12 protein-coding genes are annotated in these 12,195 nt (G+C 55.7%); 4 read left to right on the top strand and 8 right to left on the bottom strand.

The window, feature by feature from the left end:
• Positions 1–50: 50 nt before the first annotated feature.
• The 5 genes from DS901_RS15065 to trpS form a co-directional block, all read right to left on the bottom strand.
• The gene (locus DS901_RS15065) at positions 51–461 is read right to left on the bottom strand and encodes a GNAT family N-acetyltransferase (RefSeq protein WP_113777736.1); all 411 of its coding nucleotides are present in this window, start codon (positions 459–461) and stop codon (positions 51–53) included.
• Positions 458–1,117: a tRNA (adenosine(37)-N6)-threonylcarbamoyltransferase complex dimerization subunit type 1 TsaB gene (tsaB, locus tag DS901_RS15060; RefSeq protein WP_113777735.1), complete on the bottom strand. Its 660-nt coding sequence runs from the start codon at positions 1,115–1,117 to the stop codon at positions 458–460. Before tsaB ends, DS901_RS15065 begins: the two co-directional genes overlap by 4 nt.
• Positions 1,107–1,670 carry a NifU family protein gene (locus DS901_RS15055; RefSeq protein WP_113777734.1) on the bottom strand — a complete coding sequence of 188 codons (564 nt, stop codon included), beginning with the start codon at positions 1,668–1,670 and terminating at the stop codon, positions 1,107–1,109. Before DS901_RS15055 ends, tsaB begins: the two co-directional genes overlap by 11 nt.
• A gap of 75 nt (positions 1,671–1,745) precedes the next feature.
• On the bottom strand, positions 1,746–2,201 hold the full coding sequence (locus DS901_RS15050; RefSeq protein WP_113778056.1) for a universal stress protein: 456 nt from the start codon (positions 2,199–2,201) through the stop codon (positions 1,746–1,748).
• A 228-nt stretch (positions 2,202–2,429) separates the two neighbouring features.
• Positions 2,430–3,446, bottom strand: a complete 1,017-nt coding sequence (gene trpS, locus DS901_RS15045; protein WP_113777733.1) for a tryptophan--tRNA ligase — start codon at positions 3,444–3,446, stop codon at positions 2,430–2,432.
• Between the two features lie 85 nt (positions 3,447–3,531).
• On the opposite strand from trpS, the gene DS901_RS15040 reads away from it, so the two are divergent.
• A complete protein-coding gene (locus DS901_RS15040; RefSeq protein ID WP_258546751.1) occupies positions 3,532–4,215 on the top strand; it encodes a rhomboid family intramembrane serine protease in 684 nt (227 codons plus the stop codon).
• On the opposite strand, the gene murJ is transcribed toward DS901_RS15040, so the two are convergent.
• Genes murJ through DS901_RS15025 form a run of 3 tightly spaced genes read right to left on the bottom strand, consistent with a single transcriptional unit; the run spans position 4,212 to position 9,722 of the window.
• Positions 4,212–5,774, bottom strand: coding sequence for a murein biosynthesis integral membrane protein MurJ (murJ, locus tag DS901_RS15035; RefSeq protein ID WP_113777732.1), 1,563 nt, complete (start codon positions 5,772–5,774; stop codon positions 4,212–4,214). The two genes, DS901_RS15040 and murJ, sit on opposite strands and share 4 nt — an antisense overlap.
• Positions 5,771–8,563 (bottom strand): [protein-PII] uridylyltransferase, encoded by a 2,793-nt coding sequence (locus tag DS901_RS15030; RefSeq protein ID WP_113777731.1) that lies wholly within the window; start codon positions 8,561–8,563, stop codon positions 5,771–5,773. Before DS901_RS15030 ends, murJ begins: the two co-directional genes overlap by 4 nt.
• The gene (locus DS901_RS15025; RefSeq protein WP_113777730.1) at positions 8,544–9,722 is read right to left on the bottom strand and encodes a penicillin-binding protein activator; all 1,179 of its coding nucleotides are present in this window, start codon (positions 9,720–9,722) and stop codon (positions 8,544–8,546) included. Before DS901_RS15025 ends, DS901_RS15030 begins: the two co-directional genes overlap by 20 nt.
• Positions 9,723–9,814: 92 nt before the next feature.
• Here DS901_RS15025 and rsmI point away from each other — a divergent pair, with 92 nt between their 5' ends.
• From rsmI to gshB, 3 genes are all read left to right on the top strand, one after another.
• Entirely contained in the window at positions 9,815–10,675 is an 861-nt protein-coding gene (gene rsmI / locus DS901_RS15020) for a 16S rRNA (cytidine(1402)-2'-O)-methyltransferase (RefSeq protein ID WP_113777729.1), read from the top strand.
• Positions 10,672–11,028, top strand: a complete 357-nt coding sequence (locus tag DS901_RS15015; protein ID WP_113777728.1) for a YraN family protein — start codon at positions 10,672–10,674, stop codon at positions 11,026–11,028. Before rsmI ends, DS901_RS15015 begins: the two co-directional genes overlap by 4 nt.
• A 68-nt stretch (positions 11,029–11,096) precedes the next feature.
• On the top strand, positions 11,097–12,041 hold the full coding sequence (gene gshB / locus DS901_RS15010) for a glutathione synthase (RefSeq protein ID WP_113777727.1): 945 nt from the start codon (positions 11,097–11,099) through the stop codon (positions 12,039–12,041).
• Positions 12,042–12,195: the final 154 nt, after the last annotated feature.

Here is a 12,195-nt window from a genome sequence, read left to right as displayed (position 1 = left end):
TTGCCGCTGCAAGGGCGGTGAAATCAGAGGGTTACGCTGGGTTAGTCGTGCTAGAGTTGTTTTTGTAGCACGAGCGCCGCAATGGCTGCCCCATCTTTGGGCGTATAATAATTTGGGCGTCGCCCCATTTGGGCATAACCAGCCTTTGTATAGAGGGATTTTGCCGCGTGGTTGTCCTCGGCCACTTCGAGAAATACGGTGGTTGCGCCTGATTTTTGGGCAGATGCTTCGGCCTGCGAAAGGATCTGCGCTGCATACCCTTGGCGCCGCTGATCCGGGGCCGTTGCAATGGTCAGCACTTCGGCCTCGTCCAATGTCACGCGCAGCAGGGCAAAGCAGAATTCCTGCGCTGAAAGAATCGCGCCGGGTTGCTGTAGCAGGGTTGTGAACTCGGCCTCGGACCACGCGCGTGTTTGGGTAAACGCTGCGGCATGAAGCAGGGCAAGCTCTTGTGGTGTCATGATAAAATTTTTGGTGCGGGGTCACGCGGAGGCGCGGCATCTGCGGGACGCAGATAAAGTGGTGCGGGGCGTGTGGTGGCGGAATGCATGCGCGCGCTGGCTAATTTTGCGATCCCAACGATAAAGGGCGCTTGTGCGGTAACGGGTTGCCATCCCATCAATGCGCCAACTTCGCTTGCGGCATCGCCACAGACCTGCGGCTCTGCCCTTGCGGGCAGAGGTGGCATGTCATCAGCGCGCATATCGCACAGCGCGGGTTTTGTTGTTGGCCCGTCGCAAAAACCTTGCATATAGACCCGTCCACGCGGCGCGTGTTGGCACGACGCGACAACCCCAGAAAGGCCGTAAACCTGGGCCTCAAGCGTTGAAACGCCAATCGCAGGCTTTCCAAGGCCAAGCGACAGCCCACGCGCGGCGGCCACGCTAATCCGAATGCCTGTGAAATTGCCCGGGCCGATGCCAACACCGATGGCATCGATATCTGCCCATGCGAGCCCTTCGACGGCCAAAACTTCGTTCACCATCGGCATCAAATGTTCAGCTTGGCCTTTGGCCATCTCATCAATGCGGGTCACAACCCGGTCGCCCAATAGCAAAGCGGCGGCGCAATGCGCCGCCGATGTATCAAAGGCAATGATTGTTGGCCTAGGTTGCAACAGGGCGCACCTCGACCACCTCTGGGATGTAGTGACGTAGCAGGTTTTCAATACCCATTTTCAACGTCAATGTGGACGATGGGCAACCTGCGCAGGCGCCCTGCATATGCAGATAAACAATGCCGCGGTCAAAGCCGTGGAACGTGATGTCGCCGCCATCTTGGGCCACTGCCGGGCGCACGCGGGTATCCAGCAGTTCTTTGATTTGATCGACGATTTCGCCATCTTCGCCTGCATGTTCCGCGTGACCGCTGGCAGGGGCGTGGTCGTCGGCCATGACAGGCTGACCTGATTGGTAGTGTTCCATGATCGCACCAAGAATACCGGGTTTGATATGGTCCCATTCGACGCTATCGGCTTTGGTCACCGTCACAAAATCATTGCCAAAGAAAACGCCAGTTACTTGCCCTGCCGCAAAGATGCGCTTCGCAAGCGGAGAGTTTTCGGCGGCTTCGACGCTTGGAAAATCTGCGGTGCCTGCGTCCAGCACGTTCTGGCCGGGCAAGAATTTCAGTGTTGCGGGGTTGGGCGTAGATTCTGTCTGAATGAACATCGGGCAAACCTTTTTTGTCAGGGTTACGATATGCGCCTTGGCCCCGCCCGTGTCAAGGTTTGGAATAGTTCTAAACTAGGTAATGGCCTCAAGCCGCTCTTTGGAAAGATCGCCGGGCACAATGGTGATCGGGATCGGCAGGCTGCCGGATTGACGGGTGAGCTGCGTGACCAGTGGACCGGGGCCTTTATTATCGGTGCCGGCGCCCAAGACCAAAACACCGATCTCAGGGTCTTCAGTGACTTGGTTAATGATTTCGACGATCGGTTCGCCTTCGCGGATGATCAGCTCTGGGTGCACATTTTGGCGATCACGCATCCATTTGGCAAAGACTTCGTAGTGCACTTCGATACGTTCGCGGGTCTCGGCGCGCATGATTTCTGCGACGCCAATCCAGTGGTTGAACTCATCCGGCGGAATGACCGACAGGATCGCAACGCCGCCGCCCGTCGACGAGGCACGCATCGCAGCAAAACGCATCGCATTCAGGCATTCGCGACTATCATCAAGTACAACCAAGAACTTACGCATGTTCAGTATTCTCCCGTTGCCGGGATATTGGCGCATTGTGCGCACAGTGGCAACGGTTTTGAACCGGCCGCCAGAATTGGCGTTCGATGCCGGGGGGACACCGAACGCCGCTTTGACCAAGGCGTCCAACAAGGGGCGGGACGTGACGCGCGGGGCCGGGGGCGCATGGCGAATCGTTGCTGCGCGCCATCATGGTCGCCGTGCCGCGATTCAATTTTGTGACAGAGATTACCCGCGTAGTAGCCCAACAATATCATAGGTTTGTTTGAGAATCGGTTCAGCGATGGCCCGTGCTTTTTCGGCACCTGCGGCCAAGGTGCGATCGATTTCAGCAGGGTCATCCATCAACCGCGCCATTTCTTCGGAAATGGGCGCCAGTTTCGCGACCGCCAGATCGGCGAGCGCGGGTTTGAATGTGCCCCAACCTGCGCCGGGATATTGCGCGATGACGGCCTCGGGCGTTGTGTCGTCCAGTGCCGCGTAGATTTCGACCAGATTGCGCGCCTCGGGACGGCTGGCCAGACCTTCAACAGTTTCGGGCAGCGGTTCGGGATCAGTTTTTGCCTTCTTGAATTTTTTAGCAATCTTATCGGCATCATCCGTCATGTTGATGCGTTCCATATCGCTTTCGCCGGATTTCGACATCTTCTTGGTACCATCACGCAGGTTCATGATCCGCATGGCAGGGCCTTCGATGACCGGTTCCGTCGTTGGGAAGAAATCGACCTTATAGTCGTGATTAAACTTGGCCGCGATATCGCGGGTCAGTTCAACGTGCTGCTTTTGGTCTTCGCCAACGGGCACATGTGTCGCGTGGTACAGCAAGATATCTGCGGCCATCAATGACGGATAGGCATAGAGCCCCAGCGACACTTTTTCAGCATTGCTGCCTGCCTTATCTTTGAACTGGGTCATGCGGTTCATCCAGCCGACACGCGCCACACAGTTGAAAATCCAGCCCAGTTCCGCGTGGGCGGCGACTTGGCTTTGGTTGAACAAGATAGACTGTGACGGATCAAGCCCGGCAGCTAGATAGCCTGCGGCGACCTCGCGGGTCATATGGGCCAGTTCCTTGGGATCCTGCCAGACGGTGATCGCATGCATATCGACCACGCAATAGATGGTTTCCATCTGGCCCTGCATGCCCACAAACCGTTTGATCGCACCCAAATAGTTGCCAAGCGTCAGCCCGCCAGAGGGTTTGATTCCAGAAAAAACGCGGGGCGTGAATGTTGTATCTGTCATTGTGCAAATGTCCGGGCTGGATTTCAGGGCAGGGGTCGCATACCCATGCCAGACAGACCCGTCAACTTCAACATCTCAAGGCCATATGATGAAACCCGAAAGCCCAATCAATGCGATCCCGCCCATTATCATCGCGCTGGCATTGGCCATTATTGGGGTTGAGGCTGTTTTGCAGCTAGCTGATGCGGGGATCGTCGGCGGGCAACGTGGTGTCGGCTGGCGTTTGGACGCGATCCAAACATACGGGTTTTCGAGCGCTGTCTTAGACCGCGTGATGATCAACAATGATTATTCTGCCTCTTTGCTTGCGAGGTTTGTAACCTATCCGTTTATCAACACGGGTCTCACGCAGGTGGCGTTTTGCGCGGCGCTGACATTGGCCTTGGGTAAGTTCACGGCAGAGTTTTACGGCGGGGCTAAAATCCTCCTGCTTTATGGTGTCACCGCTATTGTGGGGGCCGTCGCGTTTGGATTGATCGCCCCCAATAATTACCGGTTGATTGGGGGCTTTCCCCCTGTTTACGGGCTGATCGGGGCTTATACTTATGCGCTTTGGCTGAACCTTAAAGCGATGGGGGAAAACCAGCTAAAGGCGTTTCGCCTGATTGCCGTATTGCTTGGCTTGCAGCTGGTATTCGGGCTGATTTTTGACACCGGCTATGGCTGGGTCGCGGAATTAACTGCGTTTGTCGTTGGCTTTGCCCTGTCGCTTTTGCTTGCGCCCGGTGGGTGGGCCGCATTTTTGCGCCGGATGCGGCAGCGATCCTAGCGGCGCAAGCTGCGTTTAAACTCAGCAAGCTTGAACGCGCCAACCACATGCCCAATTCCAAAGTAGCTGATGATCCCGCTGATAACTAAGGCCAAAAGCGCGCCGTAGCGTAGGGTCGCGATTGCGAAATATGGGGATAGTAGCGCGGCGATTGCCCAAAGAATGGCCCCCATACCGAATGACGCAATCAAAATGCGCGGTAGCCGCCGTTTGAACCGCGCGTCAAACCGCGCTGCCCCATCCATATCGCGCGCGCCGTTCCACAAAAGCAGCACCGTCGCCCAACCGGTCAACGTGGTCCCAATGGCGGCAGCGATATAGCCGATGTAAGGGGCCAGCCCAATCGCGAGCGCCGCATTCAACACAAGTGCAACCAGCGCGTAGTAGAATGGCCGCTTGGTATCTTCGCGGGCGAAAAATAGCGGATTGAGCGTCTTTTGCATCACGAACGCGGGCAGCCCCAACCCGTAGATTGCGACGGCAATGGCGGTCGCGGCGGTATCAGTTGTGTCAAACGCGCCGCGTTCAAATAGGACGCTGACAAGCTGATATGGGATCACCATCAGCGCAATTGCAGCAGGGATCGTTAGCGCGAGGCTGATTTCGCAGGCCCGGTTAAACGCATTTTGGCCCCCTTCAGTGTCGCCCGCACGCAAACGCCGGGACAGATCAGGCAGTAAGACAACACCAATCGCGATACCCACAACACCAAGCGGCAGTTGATACAGCCGATCCGCATAGTTCAGCCAAGCCACTGCGCCGTCAAAAAAACTAGCGACTTGACGGCCAACCAACAGATTGATTTGCACGACCCCACCCGCAAGTGCGGCAGGGGCGGCGATGATCGCAAGGCGTTTCAGTTCAGGCGTCATCTTTGGGCGTCGCAGCCGCAGTGGGAATCCCGCGCGCGCTGCCGCCCACCAGACCAATGCCATCTGTGCAATGCCAGCTATAGGCACTGCCATGGCAAGCGCATTGCCTACTGCGAGGCTTTGCACCTCTTGCGTGCTAGAGCCCAACAAGGCCGTCCCGATGATGGCGATCAAAAAGATCACATTCAGCAAGACAGGGGCTGCAGCGGCAGCCATAAAGCGGCCAGTTGCGTTTAAAACGCCCGACAAAAGCGCGGCCAATGAGATGAATAGGATATAGGGAAACGTAAAGCGCCCGTAGGCCACTGCCAGATCAAACCGGGCATCCCCAATAAATCCGCTGGCCATCGCGGTGACCAACAAAGGCATGAAGATAATGCCAAGGATCGTGAAACCAGTGAGCATGACTGTCATGCCGACAAAGGCATCCTGGGCGAACTGATGCGGGCCGCCATCGCCTTCTAGCTTTTTGGAAAACATCGGCACAAAAGCCATGTTGAACGCGCCTTCGGCGAAAAAGCGGCGAAAAAGATTGGGCAATGAAAACGCGACCAAAAATGCCTCGGCCACAGGGCCGGTCCCAAGAAAGGCTGCGATCATGATGTCGCGCACAAAGCCTAACAGCCGGCTGGCCAGCGTCCATATGCCGACGGTGAAAAAGCCGGACATGAGGCGAATAGGCTTCATTTATGCGCCCGCTCTGCGCCTTGTTCGATGGCTTCGCGCAGCTTGCGTTCTAAGGTTGCGCGTTTTGTGTCAGAGTAGAACTTTAACCCAACCATGTCTTTGACATAGAACGTATCAACAACCTGTTCGCCGTAGGTCGCGATCACGGCGCTGGCGATATAGACATAGCTATTGGCCAAGGTCCGGGTCAGGTCATAAAGCAGGCCGGGGCGGTCACGCGATTCAACTTCGATGATGGTGTAAATCTCGGACCCATCATTGTCGAAGGTGATATTGGTCGGGACCTTAAAGGCACGTTCGCGTTTCTTGATTTTATCTTTGCTGACCAGCGCATCGCGCGCAACGACATCGCCACTTAGTGTCTTAGAAATCATTTGCTGAAGCCGGGGCAGGCGCGATTCTTCATACGGATTGCCGTCGTTGTCTTGGACCCAAAACACGGCCGTGACGTAACCGTCTTTCGATGTGTAGCTGCTTGCATCGACGACATTTGCGCCAACCAATGCCAGTGCCCCAGTCATCCTGCTGAATAGCCCCGGATGATCCACCATCGCAAAACAGGTGCGCGTGGCGTCGCGGTCTTCGTCAAGCATTAGATCAAGCCGCATTTCATCGTCAGAAATACCGCGCAGTAAACTGGCGAACGTGACATGGCTGGCCAGGGGCATGCCTTGCCAATAGGGGCCGTAGTGGCGCGCGATTTCAGTCTTGATGTCTTTGGCTGACCATCCCGTTAGTGCCGCGCGGAGGGCGCGTTTTGCTTCTGCCTCGCGGGTGTCGCGGTTAAGATCTTCAAGCCCGTTTTGCAGCGCGTTTTTTGTGGCCTTATAAAGGTTGCGGAGCAGAACGGCCTTCCAGTTGTTCCAAGTGCCCGGTCCAACCCCACGGATATCACAGACAGTGAGCACCGTCAGAAGATCGAGCCGTTCCACAGACTTCACGGCCTTTGCGAATCCACGCACTGTACGCGGTTCAGAAATATCGCGTTTTTGTGCAACATCTGACATCAGCAGATGATACCGAATCAGCCATTCAACGGTGGCGCAATCTTTTTTACTAAGACCCAGCCGCGGCGCGACTTTTCGGGCAATCTGTGCGCCCAAAATTGAATGATCCTCATCTTGGCCCTTACCAATGTCGTGTAGCAATAACGCGATGTACAATACCTTACGATTTACGCCCCGTTCCAATATCCCCGACGCAACCGGGAGTTCTTCGATCAGCTCTTTGCGCTCAATCTGGGCGAGATTGCTGATACATTGGATCGTGTGTTCATCGACGGTGTAATGGTGATACATATTGAACTGCATCATCGCGACGATGGGTGCAAATTCTGGAATGAAGGCGTCAAGTACGCCAAGCTCGTTCATCCGGCGCAGGGCGCGTTCAGGGTTCCCGTGCTTGAGAAGAAGATCAAGAAAAATGCGGCGCGCTTCACGGTTTTGGCGCAGATCATCGTCGATCTGTGCAAGATTCGCCGCAATCAATCGCATCGCATCGGGATGAAGCAAGGTGCCCGTGCGCAATGCCTCTTCAAAGATGCGCAGCATGTTTACTTTATCAGTAAAAAACGCGTCTTCATCTGCGATGGTCAGGCGGTTTTGCTTGATCGCATAAGGGGCTTTGGCTTTTTTACGGCGTCCGAAAAGGCGAAGCAGCATAGGTTCCGGCTTGGTATGCGTTGCCTCGAGCGCGGTGAGGAAGATGCGGGTCAATTCACCAACACGGTTTGCCTGCCGGAAATAGGCCTGCATGAAATGTTCAACCGCGCGGCGTCCACCATGATCGGTGTAGCCCATTGCACTTGCGACCTCGACCTGAAGATCAAATGTCAGCTGATCTGTGGCACGTTTGGTGATCAGGTGCATGTGGCAGCGCACGGCCCACAAAAAGTCAGCGGCGGTGACAAATGTTTCAAACTCTTCGGCCGTGAAAACGCCGAGGTCTACTAGGTCGGACGCTTTTTTGACGTCGTAGATGTACTTACTGATCCAGTACAAAGATTGCAGGTCGCGCAACCCGCCTTTGCCTTCTTTGACGTTTGGTTCAACAACATAGCGCTGTCCACCTTGCTTGCGATGGCGCTCCGCGCGTTCCTCAAGCTTGGCCTCGATAAATTCGCCGGCCGTGTTCTTAAACAGGTCTTCCCAAAGCTGTTCACCCAAGTGTTCCGCCAGTGGGGAATCGCCCGCGATATAGCGGTATTCAACTAGTGAAGTGCGGATTGTGTAATCTTCGCGGGCCAAACGCACGCAATCTTTGACCGTGCGGCTGGCATGCCCCACCTTTAGCTTCAGGTCCCACAGCATATAAAGCATGGATTCGATCACGCTTTCGGCCCAAGGGGTCATTTTGTAGGGCGTTAGAAACAGCAAATCGACGTCAGATTCAGGGGCCATTTCGCCGCGCCCGTATCCGCCAACCGCGATCAGCGATAGTTTTTCGCCTTGGGTCGGGTTGGGTAGCGGGTGCAACCGTTCTAGTGACACTTCAAGCACGAGCTTCACAATTTGATCAGTGAGCCAGCTATAGGCCTGCGTCGTTGCGCGCGACGCAAAGGGCTGCGCATGAAACGCTTCGGCAATCGCCGCGCGGCCCTTATCGCGTGCCGCAGATAGAATGCCTACAGTTGCAGCGCGCACGTCTTTTTCGGACTGCGCATTGTTGTTTGCCTCGGTCAGCGCTGCGCTGACTTGGGCATGGTCAAAAATAGCAGACGCCGGACAGATCAAACTATCCGGCGTGCTTTGATGGGGCTTGGCCGCGTGGTCAGAGACCGGCGTTGCCAAAACTGCGTGGGGCTTGTTCAAGGACGACTACCTGATTTTCTTGAATGGTTGCGATGGCCAATGCGCGTTGGTTAAGCCCGTTTGGCAAGAGACGGAAGACGCCTGATGTGCCACTGAAGCCTTGTGGACTGGTGAGTGCGGCTTTGGTCAAGGCTTCTGTATTTCCTGCGGCAACCAGTGCGCCGATCGCTGCGATTCCGTCATAGGCTAGACCTGCGAGTGGATGCGGTGCTTGGCCGTAAGTCGCTGAATAGCGGTTGGCGAACAGCGTCGCTGTGGATTGATCTGGCATTGCGAACAACCCGCCTTGGACGCCGGGCAAGGCATAGAGTTGCGGTACGGTATCCCAACGTGTCAGACCAATGAAATTGACACTGTCATTCATACCTGCGTCTGGCAGCGCGGTGGCAATAATGGGCAAGTCAGCCGTTGCACCAGCGGTGGTGAACACGGCCTGCGCCCCAGAACTACGCACGCTTGAGACAATGCGCCGGGTCGATGTAAAGATGCCTTGCTGCGACAGTGGGTAGCTTTCCATGCCAACAACTTGGCCGCCGTTATTTTGGACGGCCCGCGCAATGGCTTGGCTACCGATTTGCCCAGCAGCATCATCGCCATAAGCAACCAGATAGCGGCTGATCCCGGTGCGGGTGCCATATTGTACTAGGCGGTTGGCCGTATTTTCAAAGGTTGCCCCCAGTACGAACACGTTACCGCCTGCGATGCTGGTCGTGTTTGAAAACGACAAAACGTTCACATTGCGCCCCGCGACGGCCACGCCAACCGCATTCGCCGCTTCGCTATAAAGCGGCCCAAGGATGATTTTGGCGCCATCATTGACAGCCGTCACAGCCGCCGCCGCCGCAGTTGTTGGATCGCCAGCGGTATCATAGACACGCAGTTCAATTGTCGCGCCTTCAAGGTCTGCGATTGCAAGACGCGCGGCATTTTCGAGGTTTTGCGCAAGGAAATCGTCGCTACCTGTGCCAGACCCACGCGGCACCAAAAGCGCGACAGGCACCGGATCAGCCGGGTCGATGTCTTGGCCAACATTGGCGTTCGGATCGACGGTAACGTCACAGGCCGCCAGCCAAAGCAAAGCGGTAAAAGCGAAAAAACGTGCAACAATCTGACGTGCACTACTGTATCGGGCGAACATTTGCGGTATCCCTCCAGGATCGGGCGCTGGTCTGAATTGGTGGCAACGCCATTTGATCGCCATCATAAAGCAGGGGACACGCGGGTCTAGATATGAATTTCATTAACAAGCCACTCTCTGCTGGATTATATTTTGTTGCCACGCCTATCGGGTCAGCGCGCGATATGACGCTGCGCGGGCTCGATATCCTTGCCAGTGCGGATCTAATTGCTGCCGAAGACACGCGTACGGCCCGCAAACTGATGGAAATTCATGGTGTGCCGTTGAATGGGCGCAAAGTGGTGGCCTTTCATGACCATAGCGGCGACGGTGCTGTTGCACGGTTGGTGCGTGATATTCAGGGAGGTAAGTCAATCGCTTACGTCTCTGAAGCCGGAACACCATTGGTCGCTGATCCGGGTTACGAATTGGGTGTTGCCGCAATCGAAGCAGGTCTTTTTGTGACCTCTGCGCCGGGTGCGTCGGCGGTTTTGGCCGCACTCACAGTGTCGGGGCTGCCAACAGACCGATTCGCCTTTGTCGGATTCTTGCCCGCTGCGAAGCAGCAACGCGAGACCGAGATTGCGGCACTGCGTGATGTGCCTTTTACCTTGGTATTTTACGAAAGTCCCAAACGCGTTGGCGAAATGTTAAACAATTTGCGCGATGTTTTGGGAGGGGACCGGCAAGCGGTCGTTTGCCGCGAACTGACGAAGAAATTTGAAGAAACGCAACGCGGAACCTTGATGGAATTGGCAAATGCCTTTGATGGGCGTGCAGTGAAAGGCGAATTGGTCGTGCTGGTTGGGCGTGCAGGGGCGACTGATGTCGCTGAATTGGACGTCGAAGACGCGCTGCGCGAAGCGATGCAAACGATGCGGGTGAAAGACGCGGCGACGGTCGTGGCCGGTGCGTTGGGCCTGCCGCGCAGGCAGGTTTATCAGACCGCGCTTGGCATGAAGGATGATGAATGACGGGGCAACCCGGATATCACGCAGGGCTAGCGGCAGAAACGATTGTCGCGCGTGATTATTTGCGGCGCAATCACCGGGTTGCCGGTGAACGCTGGCGCGGCCAAAGCGGTGAAATTGATTTGATTTGTCGTGACGGCGACACGGTTGTTTTTGTCGAAGTTAAGAAAAGCCGTAGTTTCGCGCGCGCGGCGACCCGGCTAAACCGCAAACAAATGGACCGCATTTGTGGCAGCGCTGCTGAATTTTTGGCCGGCGAACCGCGTGGGCAACTCACTGATGTGCGCTTTGATTTGGCGTTGGTCGATGCGGTTGGTTGCGTGAAAGTGATTGAAAACGCATTCATGGAAACATGACTGCCCATTGCACTAGGCCGGGGCCTGCGCCATGTATCAGGCAACACTAGATGCATAGAGGTTGCCCCATGTCGCTGAAAATTGCTTTCCAAATGGACCCGATCGGCCCGATCGACATCGACGCCGACAGCACGTTTCGGATCGCCGAAGAGGCACAAGCACGCGGCCATACGCTGTTTTACTATACCCCGGATAAATTGGCTTATGATCAGGGGTGTGTCACGGCGCGTGGCTGGCCATTCACGGTGCAGCGCGTCAAAGGCGATCACGCGATTTTAGGCGACGAACAGACCGTGGATTTGGCTGATTTTGACGTGGTTTGGCTACGCCAAGATCCGCCATTTGACATGGGCTATATCACCACGACGCATATTTTGGATATGGTCCACCCGAAAACGCTTGTGGTTAACGACCCGTTTTGGGTGCGCAATTATCCCGAAAAACTGCTGGTGCTGGGCTTCCCTGATCTGACGCCACCCACGATGATCGCGCGTGATCTTGATACGTTGCGCGGGTTTCGCGAAGAGCATGGCGATGTCATCCTAAAACCGCTTTATGGCAATGGCGGCGCGGGTGTGTTCAAGCTTGCACACGCCGATAGCAACCTTGCCTCATTGCACGAATTGTTTAGCGGGATTAACCGCGAACCGCTGATTATGCAAAAATTCCTGCCTGCCGTCAGCAAAGGCGATAAACGCGTCATTCTCGTAGATGGCGAACCCGTTGGCGCAATCAACCGCGTGCCTGCAAAAGGCGAAACGCGGTCTAACATGCATGTCGGTGGGCGCCCCGAAAAGGTTGATCTTACAGATCGTGACCGTGACATATGCGCCAAACTTGGCCCGTTGCTGCGCGAAAAAGGCCAAGTTTTTGTCGGTATCGATGTGATCGGTGATTGGCTGACAGAAATCAACGTGACCTCGCCCACGGGCATTCAAGAGCTTGAACGCTTTGACGGCGTCAATATCGCAGAAAAAATCTGGCAAGCCATTGAGGCGCGAAAGGCCAACTGATTTGCGTTTAAGATTGCTTAATCTTGGGTTGCGCATTTTTGTGCGGCCCATGCTTCGGCTGTCAAAGTCGCCGTCTCAGGCAAAATGGGCGTTTGATCTTATTGGGCCCCGTCTTTTTCCAGGGCCGCCTTTTATTTGCCACCTGTCAGAAACG

This window comes from Loktanella sp. D2R18 (assembly GCF_003318235.1).
Classification (GTDB): domain Bacteria; phylum Pseudomonadota; class Alphaproteobacteria; order Rhodobacterales; family Rhodobacteraceae; genus Yoonia.
This window is presented reverse-complemented; position numbering and strand designations above follow the sequence as displayed.

Bases quoted from the DNA above. Each gene is read 5' to 3' on its own strand.
- DS901_RS15065 (WP_113777736.1), bottom strand. From the start codon at position 461: ATGACACCACAAGAGCTTGCCCTGCTTCATGCCGCAGCGTTTACCCAA.
- DS901_RS15055 (WP_113777734.1), bottom strand. From the start codon at position 1,670: ATGTTCATTCAGACAGAATCTACGCCCAACCCCGCAACACTGAAATTC.
- DS901_RS15050 (WP_113778056.1), bottom strand. From the start codon at position 2,201: ATGCGTAAGTTCTTGGTTGTACTTGATGATAGTCGCGAATGCCTGAAT.
- trpS (WP_113777733.1), bottom strand. From the start codon at position 3,446: ATGACAGATACAACATTCACGCCCCGCGTTTTTTCTGGAATCAAACCC.
- DS901_RS15040 (WP_258546751.1), top strand. From the start codon at position 3,532: ATGATGAAACCCGAAAGCCCAATCAATGCGATCCCGCCCATTATCATC.
- murJ (WP_113777732.1), bottom strand. From the start codon at position 5,774: ATGAAGCCTATTCGCCTCATGTCCGGCTTTTTCACCGTCGGCATATGG.
- DS901_RS15025 (WP_113777730.1), bottom strand. From the start codon at position 9,722: ATGTTCGCCCGATACAGTAGTGCACGTCAGATTGTTGCACGTTTTTTC.
- rsmI (WP_113777729.1), top strand. From the start codon at position 9,815: ATGAATTTCATTAACAAGCCACTCTCTGCTGGATTATATTTTGTTGCC.
- DS901_RS15015 (WP_113777728.1), top strand. From the start codon at position 10,672: ATGACGGGGCAACCCGGATATCACGCAGGGCTAGCGGCAGAAACGATT.
- gshB (WP_113777727.1), top strand. From the start codon at position 11,097: ATGTCGCTGAAAATTGCTTTCCAAATGGACCCGATCGGCCCGATCGAC.